This is a genomic window from Streptomyces sp. NPDC058401, assembly GCF_042722885.1.
In the GTDB taxonomy this organism is placed as follows: domain Bacteria; phylum Actinomycetota; class Actinomycetes; order Streptomycetales; family Streptomycetaceae; genus Streptomyces.
Genome location: NZ_JBHXKA010000139.1, coordinates 1 through 21041, shown reverse-complemented (window position 1 = coordinate 21041; position 21041 = coordinate 1). Strand labels below are relative to the sequence as shown.

The following is a 21041-nucleotide window of genomic DNA, read 5'->3' as shown; positions in this document are numbered from 1 at the left end:
CCGTCATGTCGACGATCAGTGCTCGTCGGCCAGGATCAGGTAGAGCTTCTTGCGGGTGTCGTTGATGACGGCGAGCGCCTTCTCCCGCTGCGCGGGAGTGCCGGTCTTGAAGACCTGGCCGAAGGCCTCCATCAGGCCGAAACCGGCCGTCCGGACCTCGTTCATGGCCTCGAAGTCGAAGCCCCGGCCGGCCTCCGCCCAGGGGGCGTCCGGGCCGGACTCGGCCTCGGTGCGACCGGCGTCGGTGAGCGTGAACAGCTTCTTGCCGCCCTCGCTCTCACTGGTGATGAGGCCCTCGTCCTCCAGGAGCTGCAGGGTCGGGTACACCGACCCCGGGCTGGGCTTCCACGCCCCGCCGCTGCGCTCGCCGATCTCCTGGATCATCTCGTAGCCGTGCATCGGCCGGTCGGCGAGCAGAGCCAGGATGGAGGCGCGCACATCACCCCGCCGGGCCCGTCCGCGCGGTCCGCCGCGCCCGCCCCGCCCGCCGAAGGGCCCGCCGCCGAAGGGCGGCCCGAACGGCCCGAAGGCGGCCCGCCGCTGCTGGAACTCCTCCCGACGGTCCGGCCCGCAGTGGCCGTGACCCCGTCCGTGCTCGTGTCCGTGGTCGTGTCCGTGCTGTCCGTGTGAACGCATGACTGCGCTCCTTCCCTCATTCGGTGATCTCGTTGTCGCTGATGCGATGTCTCTACTATCGCTGACCCATCGCGATGCGTCAACGATATATCGGAAACTTCCTCAACGAACAGTCGGAGTCCCCTCCGGGGCGAACGGATGGTGGAAGGTGAAGGCGTCCGGTGCGGAGCCGTGGGCGTGGAGGTGTTCCAGCCTGGAAACCCCCTCCTGCCAGGTGGGTATCACGCCGGCGGCGACCCACCAGAGCACGTAGGCCGGGTGTCCTGTCCTCTCGAACCAGTCGGAGCGCCTGTTCAGCGCCTCACGGTGCAGACCGGTGTAGATGGCGTCGAAGGCGGGGCGCAGGTCGGTCCATAGCGAGAGGGTCGCGGCCAGGGCGGTGGTTTCCGCCGTACGGCCCTTGCCGTACCAGGTCGGTACGGCGAACTCTCCCCACACACCCCAGTCCAAGTCGAAGTGCGTGCCCGTGCCCCGGCCGCCGGCTGCCGCTTCGGCATGAGCGAGGTACCCGGGGTGCCGGCTGATCTCCGGGTAGATGGCCTCGCCGCTGTCGTGGAGTGCGCGCGTGAGAGGTGCGGGATCGGCGAGAGGTGACTTCAGGACGCCAAATGTGTACAGCGCGAGATGGGGCATGCGTCTCTCCCTGGTCGAGGGTGCCTGGTGTGGACCCGGTTCGATGGCTCACCCAGGGGAGCGAGGGTCCGTGGGGCATGACCAAGTCGCCCCGTCACGGGTGGCCCAGCCCGACGGAACTCCCGTGCCACCGTGGGCAATCGCCGAAGAAGAGGTGAAGTTAGCCGCCTCTGCGGCCCATGTCGAAGTTGCGTTTTCCGCGCCCAAGTGGCCTCTCGTAGCGAGGTCGCGCCCACCAGGCGGAACCCGACATGTAGGCGGCAACCAGGCCAGTCATCCCGAATTGGCCTTTGCGGGCGGATCCGCCGCTTCCCTACCGTCGGTGACATGCGCATCCGAATCGTCGACGCCTTCACCGACCGCCCCTTCGGCGGCAACCCCGCCGGCGTCCTGCTCCTCGAAGGCGGGTTCCCCCCGGACGCCTGGCTCCAGCAGGTCGCCGCCGAGGTCAACCTCTCCGAGACCGCCTTCGCCCATCCCCTCCCGCCCGGCGGCGGGGCGGACTGGGCGCTGCGCTGGTTCACCCCGGCCGCCGAGGTCGACATGTGCGGCCACGCGACCCTGGCCACCGCCCACGTCCTGGCCACGAGCGGCCTCGCGACCGGGACGGTCCGCTTCTCCGCGCGCTGCGGGATCCTGGAGGTCACGGCCGCCGCGGACGGGACCCTGGTCATGGACTTCCCGACCTCCTCCCTGACCGAGGTCGAGCCGGACCCGGCCGTGGAGCGCGCGCTCGGCGCCCCGGCCAAGTCGGTCCACGACACCTCCGAGCACATCGGCGACCTCGTGGTGGAGCTGGCCGACGAGCGGGCCGTACGGGAGCTCGCGCCGGACCTCGCCGCCCTGCGCGGCTACTCCCGGCGCGGGATCATGGTGACCGCGGCGGCCGAGGACCCCTCGCGCGGCTACGACTTCGTCTCGCGCGGCTTCTTCCCCGCGCTGGGCATCGACGAGGACCCGGTCACCGGCTCCGCGCACACCGCCCTGGCCCCCTTCTGGGCGCAGCGGCTGGGCCGCACGGAGCTCGTCGGCCTCCAGGGCGGAGCCCGCACCGGCCTCGTCCGGGTCCGGCTGCTGGGCGACCGTACGCTGCTGATCGGGCGCGCGGTCACGGTCATCGACGGCGAGCTGCTCAGCGCACCGTGAGCCGGCCGGTCCGCCCCGGGCCTACGGCGTCGGCAGCCAGCCCACCTTGCCCGCCAGCAGGGCGTACCCGCCGAAGGCCACGATGTCGAGCAGTGCGTGCGCGACGACGAGCGGACCGACCCGGCCCCAGCGCCGGTAGGCGAGGACGAACACCACGCCCATCACCACGTTGCCGATGAAGCCGCCGATGCCCTGGTAGAGGTGGTACGAGCCGCGCAGCACGGAGCTGGCCAGCAGCGCGGCCATCGGCGACCAGCCGAGCTGTCCGAGCCTGCGCAGCAGGTAGGCCAGCACGATGACCTCCTCCACCACGGAGTTCTGCACCGCGGAGAGGATCAGCACGGGGAACTTCCACCACACGTCGGGCAGCGCCTCCGGCACCACCGTGAGGTTGAAGCCGGTGGCCCGCGCCCCCAGGTAGAAGGCCAGTCCCGCGCTGCCGATGCAAGCGGCGACGAGCGCACCCCGGCCCAGGTCCCACCAGGGCCGGGTCCGGTCGAAGCCGAGCACCTTCAGCCCGGGCGCGCCCTCCCGGGTCAGCAGGTGCGCGACGAGCAGCACGGGGACGAGAGCGCTCGCGATGCCGAACAGCTGCCAGGCCAGGTCCAGCCAGGGCCGGCCGGGGGCGTACGAGCCGTTGAGCGTGGCGGCCTGGTCCTTGAGCCCGCCCGGCTTGGTCAGCGAGCCGATGAAGCTGATCAGCGCCGAGACGCCGCTCGCGCCCAGGGACAGCGCGAGCACGAGGAGCGTCTCGGAGCGCAGCATCCTGCGCTCGCCCGGGCCCCCCTCGCCCGGGCCCCCGCCGAGCTCCCCGATCTCCGGTTCCGGCTCCGTCCGCACGCCCGTCTCCCGTCCCGCCACCGCTGCGACATCTCGCGGGGCGCCCCGCCCCGGTCACCCCATACTGCCTCCTCGGCGGGGCCAAGGGATCACCGGACGGGACCGGCACGGCTCCGGGATCAGCCCGCGGCCGCCGCGGCGCCACCCCCCAGACCCGGCGGCCAGGTGTGCACGGGATCGCCCCGGTGGCTCAGCTCGCTGTAGCGGCGCGTGGTGGCGGCCAGCGCCTCGTCCCGCTCCAGCCCGCCCGCGAGCGCCCGGTGGTACGTGTCCACCTGCCAGGTGGCTCCGTTCACCCGGCGCCGGCACCGCTCTTCGATGATGCCGAGGTAGTGGTCCCGGTCGGCGGGCTCGATGCCCCACGCGTCCAGTCCGGCGGCCGCCATCGGCAGCAGTTCCTCCAGCACCAGCCGGACCGCGGGCACGCTCGCCAGTCCCCCGCCGCGGCCCCGGCGCGGCCAGCGCAGCCGGGCGTCGATGCCGTAGCGGCAGGCCGCGTCGAAGTTGGCCTCCGCCTCCGCGAAGGGCAGCCGGCTCCACACCGGGCGCTGCTCGTCCGCGAGCGTCCGTACCAGCCCGTAGTAGAAGGCGGCGTTGGCGACGACATCGGCCACCGTCGGGCCGGCGGGCAGCACCCGGTTCTCCACGCGCAGGTGCGGCACCCCGTCGGCGACCCCGTAGACGGGCCGGTTCCAGCGGTAGACGGTGCCGTTGTGCAGCACCAGTTCCTGGAGGCTCGGCACCCCGCCCTCGGCGAGCACCCGCAACGGCTCCTCCTCGTCGCAGATCGGCAGCAGCGCCGGGAAGTAGCGGACGTTCTCGGCGAAGAGCTCGTACGCCGAGTCCACCCACCGCTCGCCGAACCAGGTGCGCGGGCGCACCCCCTGCGCCTGGAGCTCGGGCGGCCGGGTGTCGGTGGCCTGCTGGAAGAGCGGCGGCCGCGACTCCCGCCACAGCTCCCGCCCGAACAGGAAGGGCGAGTTGGCGCCGACGGCTATCTGTACGGCCGCCACCGCCTGGGCCGCGTTCCACACGTCCGCGAACCGGGCCGGAGTCACCTGCAGGTGCAGTTGTACGGAGGTGCAGGCGGCCTCCGGCACGATCGACCCGGAGGTCCAGGTCAGCCGCTCGACCCCCTCGATGTCGAGCACGAAGTCCTCGCCCCGCATCATCAGGATCTGCTCGTTGAGCAGGGAGTAGCGGTCCACCGCCGAGAGGTTGGCGGTGACCAGGTCGGTGCGGGAGATCGTCGGCAGAATTCCGATCATGACCACCCCGGCATCGACCTTCAGAGCCTGCCGGTGGGCATAGCCGAGGCCCGCGCTCAGTTCCTCGGCGAGCTGGTCGAATACCCGGCCGCCGAGCCGGTGCGGAAGGACGTTCACCTCCAGGTTGAACATTCCCAGTTCCGTCTGGAAATCGTTGCTCGCAATACGCTCGAGGACCTGCGCATTCACCATTCTCGGCAACCCGTCGGCACCCGCGAGATTCAACTCGATCTCCAGCCCCATCATGTTCTTGGGACGATCGAACCTCTTCTCCTCCAGAAGTCGCTCCAGTACCTCCAGGCACTCGTGAAGCTTCCTCCGGTACCGTTGCCGATCGGACAGGTCGAATCCGCCCGCCACGACCTTCTCCCCCATCGGAGCGTCCCTCCTCGACTGGGCCCGGCAGGCGGTCAGTGTCCGCCACCCGGGCGCGCGTTACGGTCGATGATGCCCCGGCGGCGTGATCGATAACGCGGAGCGGGCGTGACTGTCGGGGAGCGCGCGCCGGTTTGGCCGAAGGGCGCTTTGGCACATTCACCTGGCAAGCGTCCTTGCGCAAATACCGCGTAGACCTTGCCGGTTTACGATAACGGGCGCTTTTCAGCCGAGCCCCCATCCGGTAACCTCCGAGGTCAGCGCGGAATTTTTGCGCGCACCCGGCATGAATGCCACGTCAGCGGGACCGGTAACCGCCTTGTCGGAAATGGGCGGGACAGCTAGCCGAAACACTGCGTGAACACATGTCAGATAAACTCCGCAAGCGAGGCAGAGAGTTGGCGCGCGGCCATTGCCCCTCAGCCCCCCTCTGACCCCAGAATGCGACAGCGCCGTCCACACCCCGCACCCGCCCCGTTCCACAGGTCTCCCTAGCGAGAGGCGACCCACCATGCCGCTGCACGTCCCTCCGGCTCCCGCGCCCGCCCTGCGCAGCGTCCTCGCGGCCCTCGGTTCCCCCACCGCCGTCCACGAGGCACACACCCCGGCCCTGCGCTCCCTCCAGGGGCCCCTGACCGCCGAACTTCCGCTGCCCGTCCACGTCCTGGACCGGCTGCACATCTCCGGCCTGACCGCCGGCGGCAGGCCGCCGCGCACCCGCCTGACCGGCTGGCGCTTCCTGATCCGCAGCGGGGACCGCTACGTCGCCGCGGCCGACACCCGGCTGACCCCGGACGGCTGGGCCTTCTCCCACTTCTTCGAGGGCCCCTACGTCGCCGCCACCGAACGCGCGCTGCGCCAGGCCGAATCGCTCGGCAAGAACTACCAGCCGCGCCTGCTCTCCGTACCGGAGCTGTACATGCTGACGCTGTGGCTGCACGGTTCGGTGGGCGCCGACGCCTCCGCCGGCCTGCCGGCCGCCGCCGACCTCCTGGTCCCCCTCGCCCCCGCCCCGCCCGGCATCGCCGCCTACCGGCCGCACCCCGTGTCCGAACTGCTGCCCGTACTGACCCACAGGCTCACACCGACGGCTCCCCCGGTACCGCCCTCCATGGCCGCACCGGCCGCTTGACCGACCCATGGCCGGTTCTGCCCATTCGGCCTAGCCCACTCGGGCCCCCAGCGAACCATCCGAAATGACAGGGGAGTTGAGCTGAACCGCCCGCACGGGTGATGCGTCATCAATCTATGAGGACTGCTGCCGGGAAATCCCTCCGGACACCGTGCCGTGGGGGAACACTGGGGACTCTGACCGAGCCAAGTCGTTGATACGGGGGGCGGCCATGAACAACGCATCGAGCCGCAGCACACAGACCACACCGCAGCGAAAGAACGCATCCATGTGCCAGCACAAGCCAGCATGCCCGTCCGCCGACTCCGCCGACCGGGAGGCCGCGCACCCCGTGGCCGTTCACCCGGAACAGGGATGGAGCCTGCTGTGCAACGGCGTCCTGCTCTTCGAGGACACCGGTGAGCTGCTGCCGGACGGCCAGATCATCGCCCCGCACCGCCCGCTCGCGGCGGCGCAGGTGATGAAGGCGGCCTAGCCGACGACGGAAACGAAAGGGGCCGGCCCAGGAGGAAACTCCCGGACCGGCCCCTTCGTCATGTCACCGCATCAGTTGAGGCATCAACTGCATCAGTTGTCGTACTCGTCCAGCGGCGGGCAGGAACACACCAGGTTCCGGTCGCCGAAGGCACCGTCGATGCGGCGCACCGGCGGCCAGTACTTCTCCGCGGCCGACACCCCACCGGGGAAGACGGCCTCGTCACGGGTGTACGGGTGGTTCCACTCGCCGCCCAGCGCCGCCGCCGTGTGCGGGGAGTTGGCCAGCGGGTTGTCGTCCACCGGCCACTCGCCGCCCGCGACCCGCTCGATCTCGGCGCGGATGGCGATCATCGCGTCGCAGAAACGGTCGATCTCGGCGAGGTCCTCGGACTCAGTCGGCTCGATCATGAGCGTGCCGGCGACCGGGAAGGACATGGTCGGCGCGTGGAACCCGTAGTCGATCAGGCGCTTGGCGATGTCGTCGATGCTCACGCCCGTCGCCTTCGACAGGGGGCGCATGTCGATGATGCACTCGTGCGCGACCAGGTTGCCCGGGCCGGTGTAGAGCACCGGGTAGTGCGGCTCCAGGCGCTTGGCGATGTAGTTGGCGCCGAGCACCGCCACCTGGGTGGCGCGCTTGAGGCCCTCGCCGCCCATCAGGCGCACGTACGACCAGGAGATCGGCAGGATGCCCGCCGAGCCCCACGGGGCGGCCGAGATCGGGCCGACGCCCGTCTCCGGACCGGCGGTCGGCTGGAGCGGGTGGTTGGGCAGGTACGGGGCCAGGTGCGCCCGGACACCGACCGGACCCACGCCCGGGCCGCCGCCGCCGTGCGGGATGCAGAAGGTCTTGTGCAGGTTCAGGTGCGAGACGTCGCCGCCGAAGTGACCCGGCTTGGCCAGGCCCACCAGGGCGTTGAGGTTGGCGCCGTCCACGTAGACCTGGCCGCCGGCGTCGTGCACCTGGGCGCAGATGTCGGCGACGTGCTCCTCGAACACACCGTGCGTGGAGGGGTACGTGATCATCAGCACGGCGAGCTCGTCGCGGTACTGCTCGATCTTGGCGCGCAGGTCGTCCGCGTCCACCTCGCCGTCGTCGGCGGTCTTGACGACGACCACCTTCATGCCGGCCATCACGGCGCTCGCGGCGTTGGTGCCGTGCGCGGAGGACGGGATGAGGCAGACGGTGCGCTGCTCGTTGCCGTTCGCCCGGTGGTACGCGCGGACGGCCAGCAGGCCGGCCAGCTCGCCCTGGGAGCCGGCGTTCGGCTGAATGGAGACCTTGTCGTAGCCGGTGACCTCGCAGAGACGTTCCTCCAGCTCAGTGATGAGCGTGAGGTACCCCTCGGCCTGCTCGACCGGGGCGAACGGGTGCACCTGGCCGAATTCCGGCCAGGTGACCGGCTCCATCTCGGTGGTCGCGTTGAGCTTCATGGTGCAGGAGCCCAGCGGGATCATGCCGCGGTCCAGCGCGTAGTCCTTGTCGGAGAGCTTGCGCAGGTAGCGCAGCATCGCCGTCTCGGACCGGTGCTGGTGGAAGACCGGGTGGGTCAGGTAGTCGTCCGAGCGGAGCAGGCCCTCGGGCAGCGCCTCGGCGGTGCTCTCGTCCAGCGCCTCGATGTCGGCCGTGACGCCGAAGGCGGCCCAGACGGCCTCGACGTCGGCGCGCAGGGTGGTCTCGTCACAGGCGAGGGAGACGAGGTCCGCATCGACCTGGAACAGGTTGACGCCACCCTCGCGGGCGGCGGCCACGACCTCGGCGGCCCGGCCGGGAACCCGGACGGTGAGGGTGTCGAAGTACGAGCCGTGCACGACCTCGGCCCCGCCGGCCGTCAGGCCCGCGGCCAGCAGGTTGGCGTAGCGGTGGGTGCGGCGGGCGATCGTCCGCAGCCCATCCGGGCCGTGGTAGACGGCGTACATGCCGGCCATGACGGCGAGGAGCACCTGCGCGGTGCAGATGTTGGACGTGGCCTTCTCGCGGCGGATGTGCTGCTCACGGGTCTGCAGCGCCAGGCGGTAGGCCTTGTTGCCGTCCGCGTCCACGGAGACGCCGACGAGGCGGCCGGGCAGCGAGCGCGCGTGCTTGGCCTGGACGGCCATGTAGCCGGCGTGCGGTCCGCCGAAGCCCATCGGGACGCCGAAGCGCTGGGTGGTGCCGACGGCGATGTCCGCGCCCAGCTCGCCCGGGGAGGTCAGCAGGGTCAGGGCGAGCAGGTCGGCGGAGACGGCGACGATCGCACCGAGCTCGTGGGCCTGGTCGATGACCGGCTTGATCTCCCGCACGGCGCCGGAGGCACCCGGGTACTGGAGCAGCACTCCGTAGACACCGCGCTCGGCGATCCCGGCCGGAATCCCCTCGCTCAGATCGGCGACGACGACCTCGATGCCGATCGGCTCGGCACGGGTCTGGATCACCGCGATGGTCTGCGGCAGCGCGTCGGCGTCGATGAGGAAGATGTTGCCCTTGGCCTTGCCCACGCGGCGGGCCAGAGTCATGGCCTCGGCGGCCGCGGTGCCCTCGTCGAGCAGGGAGGCACCGGAGGTCGGCAGGCCGGTCAGCTCGGCGACGACGGTCTGGAAGTTCAGCAGGGCCTCGAGGCGGCCCTGGGAGATCTCCGGCTGGTACGGCGTGTAGGCCGTGTACCAGGCCGGGTTCTCCATGACGTTGCGCAGGATCACCGGCGGCGTGAAGGTGCCGTAGTAACCCAGGCCGATCATGGAGGAGAGGACCTGGTTGCGGTCGGCGAGCTCACGCAGCTCGGCGAGCACCTCGGCCTCGGTCCGCGCCTCGGGCAGGTTCAGCGCGGCGGTGGTCTTGATCACATCCGGCACCGCGGCTGCGGTGAGCTCGTCCAGCGAGCCGTAGCCCACATGGGCGAGCATCTTCGCCTGCGCCTCGGCATCCGGGCCGATGTGGCGCTGCTCGAAGGGGATGCCTCGCTCCAGCTGGGAGAGCGGAATGCGGTTGGCGGTCATGTACGGAGGCCTCCTGGTCGTACGACCTGCGAGGGGCACCACGGCGCGGGCACCCGGACGGCCTCCCCCTCTGTCATCACAACCTGAGAGCTTCACCGGGCTGCGCGGGGATCGCCCACGAAGTCCCGGCTTTCACCGTCGGTGAGGAGAGGGACCGGCACTGCGCGCCCGGTACCCGCCCCTGCTTTCCAGAGTGGCCTCACCACGTGCGGTACGTATGCCTGAGAGATTCCGGGGAGGATTTGCTCCTTCGGCGCCTCCGTCTCACTCACTCGGAGGACTCTCCCGCACAGGGTCAACAGCCATCACCCAGCCTACCAGCGACGATCTGCGGACCTCCCTCGAGTGGCCCCCTCTCCGGAAATGCACTTTTGTAGTCATTACGGAGGAGTTGCGCCCCAATGGAGGGACCGGACCGTGCAGACCGACATCGATCCCCGCAGCCTGATCGGCCGCAAGGCGTTCGACCGCAATGGCACCAAGATCGGCACCGTCGACGAGGTCTACCTCGACGATGCCACGGGCGTCCCGGAATGGGCCGCCGTACGCACCGGACTCTTCAGCCGGGACGCCTTCGTCCCGCTGGAGCCCAGCGAGATGGTGGGCGACACCCTGCACGTGCCCTTCGAACGCGCCCTCATCAGGGACGCCCCCGACTTCGGCGTCGGCCGCCACCTCTCCCCCGAACAGGAGCTGCAGCTCTACCACCACTACGGCCTGGACCTGGCCCTCCCCTCAGACTTCCAACACGACTTCGGCCACAAGACCCCCGACACCCCCTAGCCCTATACAGCCCAGACCAGCCCAAATCCAGCCCCTCCGGCGTTTGAGGAGCGGGGGCCCGGGGGCTGGCCCCCGGAAACGCCGCCGCACGCGCCAGGGATCCGGGCACAGCCCGGGAAACGGGTCCGGGCGCCGCACGCGGCAGGGGCCCGGGCGCAGCCCGGGAAAGAGGTCCGGGCGCAGCCCGGGGAACGGTGGAAGGGCGGGTAGGGGACAGCCCCGCAGGGCCCAACCCCCGCACCCCGGGCACAGCCAGACCGCACGCCGCCCCGGACTCACTCCGAAGCCGTCGAGCCCCCGACCCCCACGCCCCGGTCCCCGACCAGCGGCATCGGATCGGCCCGCTCCAGCTCGGGGTCCTCCAGCAGAAACGTCCGCACCCGCCCCGCCCCGGATCCAGGCTGCTCGAACCGCACGGTCACCCTCCCGACCCCGCTGCCCTGCACCCACCCCGGCCCGTACTCGGCATGCCGCACATCGCTCCCGGCCGGCCACACCCGCTCACTCACACCTTCGACGCCATCAGGCCGGGGCCCGGGCCCGGACCCCGCCTGGACGGCCTGCCCCTGCACGGAGCTCTCCACCTGCGACGACCCGGCACCGGGCCCCGGCACAGCACCCTGCCCCGGCTGGGCGTCACGCCCCCCCCCCAAGGCCTCCGCCCGGCCCTCCTGCCCCCCATCAGGATCGACGACGCCGACCGCACCCCCGCCGGCGCCATCCGCGCCACCCGCGCCACCCGCGCCACCCGCGCCATCCGCCGAATCCACCCCCGCCCGCGCAGCCATCGCATCGGCGAAAGCGAAGAGATCCTCCTGGGTATAGTCCGCCAGCCCCGTCACGCCCACCCCCAGCAGCCGCACCCCGCCCGTGGTGTCCACGGCCTCCAGCAGCCGCGCCGCCGCCTCCCGCACCACCGCGGGGTCGTCCGTGGGCCCCCGCAGGGTCTCCGAACGGGTCAGCGTGGAGAAGTCGTACCGCCGGACCTTGAGCACGATGGTCCGCCCCGAGTGCCCCGACCCGCGCAGCCGCTCCACGCACCGGTCCGAGAGCCGCTGCACCTCGTTCCGGATCCGCACCCGGTCGTGCAGGTCGACGTCGAAGGTGTCCTCCACCGACACGGACTTCGCATCGCGTTCGGCGACCACGGGCCGCTCGTCCACGCCCAGCGCCATCCGGTACAGCCCGACCCCGTGGGACCGCCCCACCATTCGGACCAGCTCGTCCTCGCCGGCCTCCGCCAGCTCCCCCACCGTGGTGATCCCGGCCCGTCGCAGGTGCTCCCCCGTGGCCGGCCCCACGCCGGGCAGGGTCCGTACCGACATCGGTGCGAGGTGCGCCCGCTCCGTGCCGACCTCGATCAGCAGCAGCCCGGCAGGCTTCGCTTCTTCGGAGGCGACCTTCGCCAGCATCTTGGACCCCGCGAGCCCCACCGACCCGCTCAGCCCGGTCGCGGCGGTGATGTCGGCCCTCAGCCGCTCGCCGACGGCCCGCGCGGTCTGCGCGTCGAAGGCGACTCCCCCCGCCTCCAGGTCCACGAAGGCCTCGTCCAGGCTCAGCGGCTCCACGAGGGGGGACAGTTCCCGGAGCATCCCCATGACGGTGTCGCTGACCTCGCGGTACAGGCTGAAGCGCGGAATGAGGCACGCGCCGTTCGGGCAGAGCCGCCGCGCCTGGGCCATCGGCATGGCCGAGTGCACCCCGAAGCGCCGGGCCTCGTAGGAGGCGGTGGCGACGACCCCGCGCGGTCCGAGCCCGCCGACGATGACGGCCTTGCCGCGCAGGCTCGGCTTCGAGGCCTGCTCCACGGAGGCGTAGAAGGCGTCCATGTCCAGGTGCAGGATGGTCGGGGCGGCTCTCACAGCTCCGATGCTGCCCTACACCACTGACAATCGGCCCGACCCGGGAACGGGCGAGCCGTACGGCCCGCCGGCGCCCCACTCCCTCCGCCTCAGACGGCCCGGTTCCGCCGGGCGGCCAACTCGTCGGCCGGGTTGTGCCGGACCACGGTCTCGCCCGTGTCCACGCGCTCCCCGTGCAGCTGCGACAGCGCGTTCTCGACATCGCGCCAGACCACGCCCACGGCGATCCCGAAGACCCCCTGGCCGCCCTGGAGCAGGCTGACGACCTGGTCCGACGAGGTGCACTCGTACACGGTGGCGCCGTCGCTCATCAGCGTCATCCGCTCCAGGTCCGAGAAGCCCCGGTCACGCAGGTGCTGCACGGCGGTGCGGATGCTCTGCAGCGCCACCCCGGTGTCCAGGAAGCGCTTCACGATCTTGAGGACGACCACGTCGCGGAAGCTGTAGAGGCGCTGCGTTCCCGACCCGTAAGCGGGGCGCACCGTGGGCTCCACCAGCCCCGTGCGCGCCCAGTAGTCGAGCTGCCGGTACGTGATGCCGGCCGCGGCACACGCCGTCGGCCCGCGGTATCCGACCTGCTCGGGCGCGGACTCGCCACCCACCGGCTCGACCGGCCCCACCGGCCCCATCGAACCGACCGGCGCGGGCTCCGGCTGACGGCGCGCGGAGTTCACCGCACCACCGTGCAGCGGGTACGGCCCACCGTCACTCCGTGCGGGGATGCCCCCGGTCATACCGTCGCCCGTGACTCTCACGCCGACCCTCCGTCCTTGACCTGCCATCTCGAAGGTAGGCAGTCACCAGGGGTGCGTCAACGATCGCCACACTCGGCACGCCGAGTGATAATCACCCTGAGAGTGGTTTCCCGTACCCCATTGCGGGGAAAGGCTACTCGAATGGGCTGAAATATCCGGGAGGTCGGCGCGACCCGCGCCTCACTGCGGGCCGGTGCCGAAGTCCTCTGGCGAGATCTGGTCGAGGAACTCGCGGAACTTCTCCACCTCGTCCTCCTGCTCGTCCGGGATCGCGATGCCGGCGTCGTCGAGGACCCCGTCGCTGCCGAAAATCGGCGTCCCGGTGCGCAGGGCGAGCGCTATGGCGTCGGAAGGCCGCGCGCTCACCTCGACTCCACTGGCGAAGACCAGCTCCGCGTAGAAAACGCCCTCCCGCAGATCCGTGATCCGGACTTCGGTGAGCTCCTCACCGATCGCCTCCAGCACGTCCTTGAACAGGTCGTGCGTCAGCGGTCGGGCAGGGGCCATGCCCTGCTGCGCGAAGGCAATGGCGGTCGCCTCCCCTGGTCCGATCCAGATGGGGAGGTACCGGTCGCCTCCCACTTCACGCAGGAGCACGATCGGTTGGTTCGAGGGCATTTCCACCCGGACACCCACAACGTCGAGCTCGTTCACACAGCAACCCTAGGACCTGCCCGGCAGGTTTGGGTAGTCGGGCTCCCCCAAGCCTGCCCCGAAGCCCCTCCGAAGTCACCCGAAGTCGGCCCGAAAACCCCTCGGGATCAGTGCAGCCGTACCCCGAGAGCAGTTTGTACGAGGGCCTCGTGCAGCCGTACGGAAAGCCCCGCGAGCTCCTTCAGGGTGGCCTCCGCATGGGCCCTGGTCTGCGGATTGCGGTGCCGGCGCAGTGGCGAGACGACCTGTTCCACCAGACCGGCCTCCCGGTCGGCGGCGGCCTTCATCGCCCGCAGGTGGCGCGGCTCCAGACCGAATCGGCCGAGATCGGCCACCAGACGGGCCACGGTGACCGTCTCGGCGTCGAAACCGCCGCCCGGTGCTTCCGTGATGAGCCCGTAGGACTCCCACTCCACGAGCTGGACCTCGTCCACCTCCGCCGCGGCGATCAGCTCGGCCCGGCCCACCCGGGCGACGGTCGGCCGCTCCCGGCCCACCTCGCCGTAGAGGGCGACGGGGCTCGCGGGGTCGACGGACTCCCCGTGCGCCGTGGGCGCCGGGATACGGATCTGCTCGCCCCGCGCGAGGGCGTCGAGCTGCTCGCGGATGACCTTCAACGGAAGGTAGTGGTCGCGCTGGAGCCGCAGGACGTGGGCCAAGCGCTCCACGTCGTCGATGCTGAACTTGCGATATCCGGAAGGTGTGCGCCGGGGCTCCACGAGCCCTTCCGCCTCCAGGAAACGGATCTTCGAGATCGTGACTTCGGGGAACTCGTCACGCAGCATCGTGAGCACCGTTCCGATGCTCACCAGCCGCACGCCCGAGGAGACCGCGGTGGCGGTACCGCTCTTGGCGGCACCGCCTGCCGGGATACGCAGCATGGGACCTTCCCTTGAAGGGTCAGTGCCCCCGCAGGCTCGCGTAGAAGACCAGCCGGTACTTGCCGATCTGCACCTCGTCGCCGTTGTGCAGGGCGACGGAGTCGATCGGTTCACGGTTCACGTACGTGCCGTTGAGGCTGCCGACGTCGGAGACGGTGAAACCGTCGTGGCTCCTGCGGAACTCGACATGGCGCCGGGAGACGGTGACGTCGTCCAGGAAGATGTCGCTCTGCGGGTGCCGGCCGGCCGTCGTCAGCTCACCGTCCAGGAGGAACCGGCTGCCGGAGTTCGGGCCGCGCCGCACGATCAGCAGGGCGGAACCCGGGGGCAGCGCTTCCACCGCGGCCTGAGCCTCGGGGGACAGCGAGGACGACACGTGCGTCTGTCCCGACACCTCGGCCTCGTAGGCCTCCAGGCCCGAGATCGAGATGGTGGACGTGGTCTCCGAGGCACGCTCCGGCGTCAGGCCCGCCCGCAGCGGCGCCCCGCAGTTGGAGCAGAACCGGCTCGCCGCATCGCTGCGGTGCCCGCACCTGCTGCAAATCTGCTCGGCCGACATGGACGGCTCCTCGCGCCGCGGCTGCCCCGCGGAGGCATTGGTGGCATACGGGTCGGGGGCAAACCCTCCACCCGTACTTGAGGTTGATGGTTCACCGAAACCTATGCGTCCGGTACCGGCAGGGTCAACAGCCGACGCGCCGTGCGCGCCCGAATTGTCACCCGCTCCGGCGACCTCGTCGCGGAAGAGCGGCCGGTCGCCCTGCCCTTCCACGTCTCCATGCCCCGCGCGGTGCCTGGCCGCACCGCTTTCCTCGCGGTTCTTCTTGCCGAACAACTTCTCAAACAACTTCACGGGCGATTCCCCTTGACCGAAACAGACCCGCCCGTGGGGCAGGACGAACTCCGAATGCAACACCTGCCGACCCGGACATACTTACAACGTCCGTAACCATCAGACAGTTTCCACCACGCACCGCGACTTCGGTGCGTCGACCCCCCGCAGGCATTCGCCCGCGTGAGCCCGTCTCCCGCACGTCCCGCATCACGACGATGACGACCGAGCGTAGTCAGGCTGCTTCGCAGCCCGCAAGGCATCCACAACGATCTTCGCCGGACGTGTGACGCCGACGACGGCCTGCTCCTTCTCCAGCGACTGGACGACGCCACCGGGAATGTTGAGCGCCGGCTCCAGGTCCTGCGGCTTGCCGATCACCTTGAACTCGTAGGGTTGTGTGATCTTCTTACCGTCGATCGCCACCCCGTCCTCCTCGTCCGAGAAGTACGAGTCCGCCACGATCCGCACCCCGTTGATCTGGATCGCCTCGGCCCCGGCCGCCCGCAGCTCCTGGAGGGTGTCCAGCAGCTTGTCCGACTGCACCTGGTTCTTGGGGTCCGTGATCTTCAGCACGATCCCCGGACCCTGCGCGGCCACCGTACCGGCCAGGATCCCGAGTTGGCGCTCCTTCTCCACGGTCTGCTTCCGGGCCTCCTCGGCCTGGTTGGAGCTGCTCTCCAGCTCCCGGCGCTGGTCGTCGAGCCTCTGCTTCTCGTCCTCCAGCCGCTTGGTCCGCCCGTCGAGCTCGTCGAGGATCCGTACGAGGTCCTCCTGACGGGCGCCGCGCAGCGCGCTGGAGTCACTGTTGGACCGTACCTGGATGGCCAGGCCGAGCCCCAGGACGAACAGCAGCACCGCGACGATCAGTTGGGCACGGCTCACCCGCGGCGGCCACAGACCGGCCGCCAGCCGCTGCCGCCCGGTCTGTTCGGGTCCGGTCACCTCGGGGCCGGCCGCCGGCCCGGGCTCGTGGCCCACGGGACCGGCGGGCGGCTCCAGCGGAGGCTGCGCCTTCGGCCGCTGCGCCGCGGCCCCGGGCTCCTCGGGCGGGGTGTCGTTCGTACTCATCGGCCTCACGCCCGGAACACGTGCCGGCGGATGGCCGCGGCGTTGGAGAAGATGCGGATGCCGAGGACGACGACCACACCCGTGGACAGCTGCGAGCCGACGCCCAGCTTGTCGCCGAGGAAGACGATCAGCGCCGCCACGACCACGTTCGACAGGAACGACACCACGAAGACCTTGTCCACGAAGATGCCGTCCAGCATCGCGCGCAGGCCTCCGAACACCGCGTCCAGCGCCGCGACCACGGCGATCGGCAGATAAGGCTCCACCACGGCCGGCACTTCGGGGCGGACGAGAAGTCCGACCACCACTCCGACCACGAGGCCCAGTACCGCGATCACGATGCACCCTTCTGCTGCTCTGCTGCTGTAGCCGTGCGTACGGTCAGGCTCGACGCGGCCGGAAGGCGCATCTCGGCCTCGGACGACAAGGAGTAGCGGATGCCGTAGTTCTCCTGCAGCACGTGCAGGTACTGGCCGTCCGCGGAGTCCTGGAACGCGGTCCCGAGACGCTTCTTGTCGCCGATCGCCAGTACTTCGTACGGCGGCACCAGCGGCCTGTTGTCGACCAGTATCGCGTCACCCGCGGCCCGGATCGCCGAGAGCGACGTCAGCCGCTGCCCGTTGATCGAGATCGCCTCTGCCCCCGACTGCCACAGCCCGTTGACGATCTTCTGCATATCGCGGTCGCGGAGCCGCCCGGTGTCCGAGAATCCGGCGCTCTCGCGCGGCTTGGAGCCGTTTCCGGTCGTCGAGCCCTTGGCGTCGTCCACGGTCAGCTTGATCCCGGGCCCGTGCACCTCGGTGGCCCCCGACAGCAGCGCCACGAGCTGGCCCTGCTCGCCGCCGTGCTGCTTGAGCGCCTCGCGCTGCCGGGTGGCGACGGTGTCCCGCAGCCGTTCGATGTCCCGCTCCAGACCGTCCGCGTGCGCGTCGGCCCGCTCGACCCGGTCGATGAGTTCCTGACGTTCCTTGGCCAGCACCGGCGCGGTCGCCCGCGCCTGCGCGGCGCCCAGGGTGACGACACTGGCGGCGAGCACGAGCCCGGCGGCGAGACCCAGTTTGGCCTTCAGGGTCCGCGGCAGACCGGACGTGCCCTCGGCCTCCCGGCGGGCCGAGGCCTCCGCGTAGCCCTCGTCGAGGGAATGGTCCATCACGTGGGTCAGCAGCGACATGGAGGCGTCCGGCCGCGCGGGAGGTGCCGAACTGCGGTTGTGGGGCGGCTGCGACATGCCGCACATCGTCGCATGTCGGCGCCGCTCCCACCGAATGCGGACGTCCGGTGGACCGGCCGGGGCCCACGCCCCGTCCGATCCACCGGACCTCCGGCCCTACGCCGTCGCCTTCCGGCCTACGTCCTGCCCTGCGGCCGGCTCATTGCCCGGCGCCGTCCACCACCGCGGCCCAGTCGTCCAGCAGCGCCTGCGCGGACGCGTCGTCGGGCCCTTCGGCCCACAGGTGGGTGACCGCCTCCGCCGGATCGGGCAGCACCAGGGCCCACCGGCCGTCGGCCTCCACGACCCGCACCCCGTCGGTGGTGTCCACCTGCCGGTCCCCGGCCGCCTCCACGACCCGCCGCATGACGAGCCCCTTCACCGCCCACGGGGTCGGCACGTCCCGCTTGAGCACGTGCGCCCGCGGGATCCGGGCATCGATCTGGCTCAAGGTGAGCTGCGTCCGCGCCACCAGTCCGATCAACTGCACGAAGGCGGCCGATCCGTCGAAGACGCTGCTGAACTCGGGGACGATGAATCCGCCCCGTCCGTCGCCGCCGAAGATGGTGTTCTCCGCCCGGCCCACCCGGGTCAGGTCGTCGGGCGAGGTCGTCGTCCACTCCACCTGGGTCCCGTGGTACGCCGCCACCTGCTCGGCGATCCGGGTCGTGGTCACCGGCAGCGCCACCTTGCCGCTGCGCTTCTCCGCGGCCACCAGGTCGAGCAGCACCAGCAGCGCCCGGTCGTCCTCGATGATCCGGCCCCGCTCGTCGACGAGGGAGATCCGCTCGCCCACCGGGTCGAAGCGCACTCCGAAGGCCGCCCGCGAGGACGCCACGATCTCCCCGAGCCGCACGAGTCCCGCCCGGCGGGATTCGGCGGTCTCGGTGGGCCGGGATTCGTCGAGTCCCGGGTTGACGGTCAGGGCGTCCACCCCGAGCCGGCCCAGCAGGCTGGGCAGCACCAGGCCGGCGCTGCCGTTGGAGGCGTCCACGACCACCTTGAGCCCGGAGTCGGCGACCCCGGTGATGTCCACGCGCCGCAGCAGCGAACCGGTGTAGGCGTCGAAGACGCTTCCCGGGAACTGCAGGTCGCCGATCTCACCGGGGAACGCCCGCCGGTACTCCTGGCGCGCGTAGACCCGGTCGAGCTTGCGCTGCTGCTGGAGGGAGAGGTCCGCTCCCCGCTCGTCGAGGAACATGATGTCGACCGAGTCCGGCACTCCGGGCGAGGTCCGCAGCACGATCCCGCCGGCGCTGCCGCGCGCGGTCTGCTGCCGCGCCACGGGCAGCGGCACGTTCTCCAGGTCCCGGACGTTGATGGCGCTGGCCTGGAGCGCCGAGATCACGGCCCGCTTGAGCGCTCGCGCGCCTCGGGAGTGGTCGCGGGCCGTGGTGACCGTCGCCCCCTTCTTGAGGGTCGTGGCGTAGGCGCCGGCAAGCCGGACCACCAGCTCCGGGGTGATCTCCACGTTCAGGATCCCGGTGACCCCACGCGCCCCGAACAGATGTGCCTGTCCCCGGGACTCCCAGATGACCGAGGTGTTGACGAAGGCGCCCGCCTCGATCGTCTTGAAGGGGTAGACGCGCACGTTCCCCTGGATGATCGATTCCTCGCCGACGAGGCACTCGTCGCCGATGACGGCCCCGTCCTCGATCCGGGCGGCCCGCATGATGTCGGTGTTCTTGCCGATGACACAGCCGCGGAGATTGCTGTGCGGTCCGATGTACACGTTGTCGTGGACGACGGCCTTGTGCAGGAAGGCACCGCTCTTCACGACGACGTTCGATCCGATGACGGTGTGCTCGCGGATCTCGACGCCGGCCTCGACCTTGGCGTAGTCACCGATGTAGAGCGGCCCGCGCAGCACCGCGTCCGGGCTCACCTCGGCCCCTTCGGCGATCCACACGCCCGGGGAGATCTCGAAGCCGTCCATGTCGACCTGGACCTTGCCCTCGAGCACGTCGGCCTGGGCCTTGACGTAGCTCTCGTGGGTGCCGACGTCCTCCCAGTAGCCCTCGGCGACGTAGCCGTAGATCGGCCGGCCTTCCTTCATCAGCTGAGGGAAGACGTCACCCGACCAGTCCACCGAGACGTCGGCGTCCACGTAGTCGAAGATCTCCGGCTCCATGACGTAGATGCCGGTGTTGATGGTGTCCGAGAACACCTGGCCCCACGTCGGCTTCTCCAGGAAGCGCTCGACCTTGCCTTCCTCGTCCACGATGGTGATGCCGAATTCCAGCGGATTCGGCACCCGGGTGAGGCACACCGTGACGAGTCCGCCCTTCTCCTTGTGGAAACGGATCAGGTCGGTCAGGTCGAAGTCGGTCAGCGCGTCGCCGGAGATGACGAGGAACGTGTCGTCCTTCAGAGCCTCCTCGGCGTTCTTCACGCTGCCGGCGGTACCGAGTGGCTTCTCTTCGTTGGCATAGGTGAGCTCCATACCGAGCTCCTCGCCGTCACCGAAATAGTTCCTGACGAGTGAAGCCAGGAACTGCACGGTGACCACGGTCTCGCTGAGCCCATGCCGCTTGAGCAGCCTGAGCACGTGCTCCATGATCGGCCGGTTCGCCACCGGCAGGAGCGGCTTGGGCATGCTTGAGGTCATGGGACGAAGCCGAGTGCCTTCGCCACCGGCCATCACGACGGCCTTCATGTCGGAAGAGTCCTCCTTGAGAGACGGCGAATCGCCGACCTCACCCGTCCCGGACGGTGACTGGACCACTCCTCCGCGTCAGTCACGCCGAGCGAGCTCAATCGGCCGTGGCGTCCGCCTTCACGAGCCGGCGGACTTGCACCACGTATAGGACTCCTGCCCACCAATAGAGCGTTGTACCCCATCCGGCGAACGCCCATCCGAAAACTGACCCCATCCAGGCCAACCAGCCCGACCAGGTGCTCACCAGGAGGAAGGGGAACGCGTACATCAGGTTGAAGGTCGCGGCCTTGCCGAGGAAGTTGACCTGGGGCGGCGGATAGCCGTGCCGACGCAGGATCCAGACCATGACCAGCAGCATCAGCTCACGCGCGAGCAGCGCTCCGGTGAGCCAGAGCGGCAGAATCTCCCGGTACGTGAGACCGAACAGGGTGGACAGGATGTAGAGCCGGTCCGCGGCGGGATCCAGCAGCCGGCCGAGGCTGCTGATCTGATTCCAGCGCCGTGCCAGCTTCCCGTCGAGGTAGTCGCTGATCCCGCTGAGCATGAGGACGGCAAGGGCCCAGCCGTCGTGCTCGGCCAGAATCAGCCACAGGAACAAGGGTACGCCTGCGAGGCGCGCCATGCTCAGGATGTTCGGAATGGTGAAAATTCGGTCGGTCTGAACCCGAGTCTCCTGGACCTCCACCCGGGGGCCTCCACTGTGACTGTAGAAATGTCGAACGATGCCCCCTGACCCTACAGGAGCCGGTGCACCGTCCCGTAAACGCAGAAAAGCCCCGTACCGGTTTCCCGGTACGGGGCTTTCTACAATGATTGTTCGGCGGCGTCCTACTCTCCCACAGGGTCCCCCC

19 protein-coding genes and 1 riboswitch are annotated in these 21041 nt (G+C 70.3%); of the genes, 4 read left to right on the top strand and 15 right to left on the bottom strand.

The window, feature by feature from the left end:
- Positions 1-15: 15 nt before the first annotated feature.
- Together ACFWNV_RS33455 and ACFWNV_RS33450 are read right to left on the bottom strand one after the other, a co-directional pair.
- The gene (locus ACFWNV_RS33455; protein WP_383954339.1) at positions 16-636 is read right to left on the bottom strand and encodes a PadR family transcriptional regulator; all 621 of its coding nucleotides are present in this window, start codon (positions 634-636) and stop codon (positions 16-18) included.
- A 102-nt stretch (positions 637-738) separates the two neighbouring features.
- Positions 739-1269 (bottom strand): DUF3291 domain-containing protein, encoded by a 531-nt coding sequence (locus ACFWNV_RS33450; RefSeq protein ID WP_383954337.1) that lies wholly within the window; start codon positions 1267-1269, stop codon positions 739-741.
- A 327-nt stretch (positions 1270-1596) separates the two neighbouring features.
- Between ACFWNV_RS33450 and ACFWNV_RS33445 the strand changes: the two genes are divergently transcribed.
- A complete protein-coding gene (locus ACFWNV_RS33445; protein ID WP_383954335.1) occupies positions 1597-2415 on the top strand; it encodes a PhzF family phenazine biosynthesis protein in 819 nt (272 codons plus the stop codon).
- Positions 2416-2436: 21 nt separating this feature from the next.
- Here ACFWNV_RS33445 and ACFWNV_RS33440 read toward each other — a convergent pair whose 3' ends face one another.
- Positions 2437-3180, bottom strand: a complete 744-nt coding sequence (locus ACFWNV_RS33440) for a CPBP family intramembrane glutamic endopeptidase (protein ID WP_383954341.1) — start codon at positions 3178-3180, stop codon at positions 2437-2439.
- A 194-nt stretch (positions 3181-3374) separates the two neighbouring features.
- Positions 3375-4898, bottom strand: coding sequence for a glutamate-cysteine ligase family protein (locus tag ACFWNV_RS33435; RefSeq protein ID WP_383954333.1), 1524 nt, complete (start codon positions 4896-4898; stop codon positions 3375-3377).
- 511 nt (positions 4899-5409) lie between these two features.
- On the opposite strand from ACFWNV_RS33435, the gene ACFWNV_RS33430 reads away from it, so the two are divergent.
- Together ACFWNV_RS33430 and ACFWNV_RS33425 are read left to right on the top strand one after the other, a co-directional pair.
- Entirely contained in the window at positions 5410-6030 is a 621-nt protein-coding gene (locus tag ACFWNV_RS33430; protein ID WP_383954331.1) for a hypothetical protein, read from the top strand.
- Positions 6031-6298: 268 nt separating this feature from the next.
- The gene (locus tag ACFWNV_RS33425; RefSeq protein WP_383954329.1) at positions 6299-6505 is read left to right on the top strand and encodes a DUF5999 family protein; all 207 of its coding nucleotides are present in this window, start codon (positions 6299-6301) and stop codon (positions 6503-6505) included.
- Positions 6506-6597: 92 nt separating this feature from the next.
- Here ACFWNV_RS33425 and gcvP read toward each other — a convergent pair whose 3' ends face one another.
- Positions 6598-9483, bottom strand: coding sequence for an aminomethyl-transferring glycine dehydrogenase (gene gcvP, locus ACFWNV_RS33420; RefSeq protein WP_383954327.1), 2886 nt, complete (start codon positions 9481-9483; stop codon positions 6598-6600).
- A 199-nt stretch (positions 9484-9682) separates the two neighbouring features.
- A riboswitch (glycine riboswitch) is annotated at positions 9683-9781 on the bottom strand.
- Between the two features lie 119 nt (positions 9782-9900).
- Here gcvP and ACFWNV_RS33415 point away from each other — a divergent pair.
- Positions 9901-10266, top strand: coding sequence for a PRC-barrel domain-containing protein (locus ACFWNV_RS33415; protein ID WP_383954325.1), 366 nt, complete (start codon positions 9901-9903; stop codon positions 10264-10266).
- A 275-nt stretch (positions 10267-10541) separates the two neighbouring features.
- Here ACFWNV_RS33415 and ACFWNV_RS33410 read toward each other — a convergent pair whose 3' ends face one another.
- The 10 genes from ACFWNV_RS33410 to ACFWNV_RS33365 all read right to left on the bottom strand — a co-directional run bounded on the left by ACFWNV_RS33410 (position 10542) and on the right by ACFWNV_RS33365 (position 20875).
- The gene (locus ACFWNV_RS33410; protein ID WP_383954323.1) at positions 10542-12128 is read right to left on the bottom strand and encodes a DNA polymerase IV; all 1587 of its coding nucleotides are present in this window, start codon (positions 12126-12128) and stop codon (positions 10542-10544) included.
- Positions 12129-12217: 89 nt separating this feature from the next.
- Positions 12218-12883: a MerR family transcriptional regulator gene (locus ACFWNV_RS33405; RefSeq protein WP_383954322.1), complete on the bottom strand. Its 666-nt coding sequence runs from the start codon at positions 12881-12883 to the stop codon at positions 12218-12220.
- A 180-nt stretch (positions 12884-13063) separates the two neighbouring features.
- Positions 13064-13537: a bifunctional nuclease family protein gene (locus tag ACFWNV_RS33400; RefSeq protein ID WP_250745191.1), complete on the bottom strand. Its 474-nt coding sequence runs from the start codon at positions 13535-13537 to the stop codon at positions 13064-13066.
- Positions 13538-13644: 107 nt separating this feature from the next.
- Positions 13645-14418 (bottom strand): MerR family transcriptional regulator, encoded by a 774-nt coding sequence (locus tag ACFWNV_RS33395; protein WP_383954319.1) that lies wholly within the window; start codon positions 14416-14418, stop codon positions 13645-13647.
- A 19-nt stretch (positions 14419-14437) separates the two neighbouring features.
- Positions 14438-14977: an FHA domain-containing protein gene (locus ACFWNV_RS33390; protein ID WP_274547808.1), complete on the bottom strand. Its 540-nt coding sequence runs from the start codon at positions 14975-14977 to the stop codon at positions 14438-14440.
- A 483-nt stretch (positions 14978-15460) separates the two neighbouring features.
- Complete coding sequence (locus tag ACFWNV_RS33385; protein WP_383954317.1) at positions 15461-16321, bottom strand: DUF881 domain-containing protein; 861 nt, start codon at positions 16319-16321, stop codon at positions 15461-15463.
- 5 nt (positions 16322-16326) lie between these two features.
- Complete coding sequence (locus ACFWNV_RS33380) at positions 16327-16659, bottom strand: small basic family protein (protein ID WP_112452698.1); 333 nt, start codon at positions 16657-16659, stop codon at positions 16327-16329.
- The gene (locus ACFWNV_RS33375) at positions 16656-17558 is read right to left on the bottom strand and encodes a DUF881 domain-containing protein (protein WP_383954315.1); all 903 of its coding nucleotides are present in this window, start codon (positions 17556-17558) and stop codon (positions 16656-16658) included. The genes ACFWNV_RS33380 and ACFWNV_RS33375 overlap by 4 nt, the downstream gene beginning before the upstream one ends.
- 133 nt (positions 17559-17691) lie before the next feature.
- Positions 17692-20187, bottom strand: coding sequence for a sugar phosphate nucleotidyltransferase (locus tag ACFWNV_RS33370; protein ID WP_383954313.1), 2496 nt, complete (start codon positions 20185-20187; stop codon positions 17692-17694).
- A 97-nt stretch (positions 20188-20284) separates the two neighbouring features.
- Complete coding sequence (locus ACFWNV_RS33365) at positions 20285-20875, bottom strand: CDP-alcohol phosphatidyltransferase family protein (protein ID WP_250745186.1); 591 nt, start codon at positions 20873-20875, stop codon at positions 20285-20287.
- Positions 20876-21041 lie beyond the last annotated feature (166 nt).

Excerpts from the sequence above, each read along its gene's own strand:
- ACFWNV_RS33455 (WP_383954339.1), bottom strand. The coding sequence starts at position 636 with ATGCGTTCACACGGACAGCACGGACACGACCACGGACACGAGCACGGA.
- ACFWNV_RS33450 (WP_383954337.1), bottom strand. The coding sequence starts at position 1,269 with ATGCCCCATCTCGCGCTGTACACATTTGGCGTCCTGAAGTCACCTCTC.
- ACFWNV_RS33445 (WP_383954335.1), top strand. The coding sequence starts at position 1,597 with ATGCGCATCCGAATCGTCGACGCCTTCACCGACCGCCCCTTCGGCGGC.
- ACFWNV_RS33440 (WP_383954341.1), bottom strand. The coding sequence starts at position 3,180 with ATGCTGCGCTCCGAGACGCTCCTCGTGCTCGCGCTGTCCCTGGGCGCG.
- ACFWNV_RS33435 (WP_383954333.1), bottom strand. The coding sequence starts at position 4,898 with ATGGGGGAGAAGGTCGTGGCGGGCGGATTCGACCTGTCCGATCGGCAA.
- ACFWNV_RS33430 (WP_383954331.1), top strand. The coding sequence starts at position 5,410 with ATGCCGCTGCACGTCCCTCCGGCTCCCGCGCCCGCCCTGCGCAGCGTC.
- ACFWNV_RS33425 (WP_383954329.1), top strand. The coding sequence starts at position 6,299 with ATGTGCCAGCACAAGCCAGCATGCCCGTCCGCCGACTCCGCCGACCGG.
- gcvP (WP_383954327.1), bottom strand. The coding sequence starts at position 9,483 with ATGACCGCCAACCGCATTCCGCTCTCCCAGCTGGAGCGAGGCATCCCC.
- ACFWNV_RS33395 (WP_383954319.1), bottom strand. The coding sequence starts at position 14,418 with ATGCTGCGTATCCCGGCAGGCGGTGCCGCCAAGAGCGGTACCGCCACC.
- ACFWNV_RS33390 (WP_274547808.1), bottom strand. The coding sequence starts at position 14,977 with ATGTCGGCCGAGCAGATTTGCAGCAGGTGCGGGCACCGCAGCGATGCG.
- ACFWNV_RS33385 (WP_383954317.1), bottom strand. The coding sequence starts at position 16,321 with ATGAGTACGAACGACACCCCGCCCGAGGAGCCCGGGGCCGCGGCGCAG.
- ACFWNV_RS33375 (WP_383954315.1), bottom strand. The coding sequence starts at position 17,558 with ATGTGCGGCATGTCGCAGCCGCCCCACAACCGCAGTTCGGCACCTCCC.
- ACFWNV_RS33370 (WP_383954313.1), bottom strand. The coding sequence starts at position 20,187 with ATGAAGGCCGTCGTGATGGCCGGTGGCGAAGGCACTCGGCTTCGTCCC.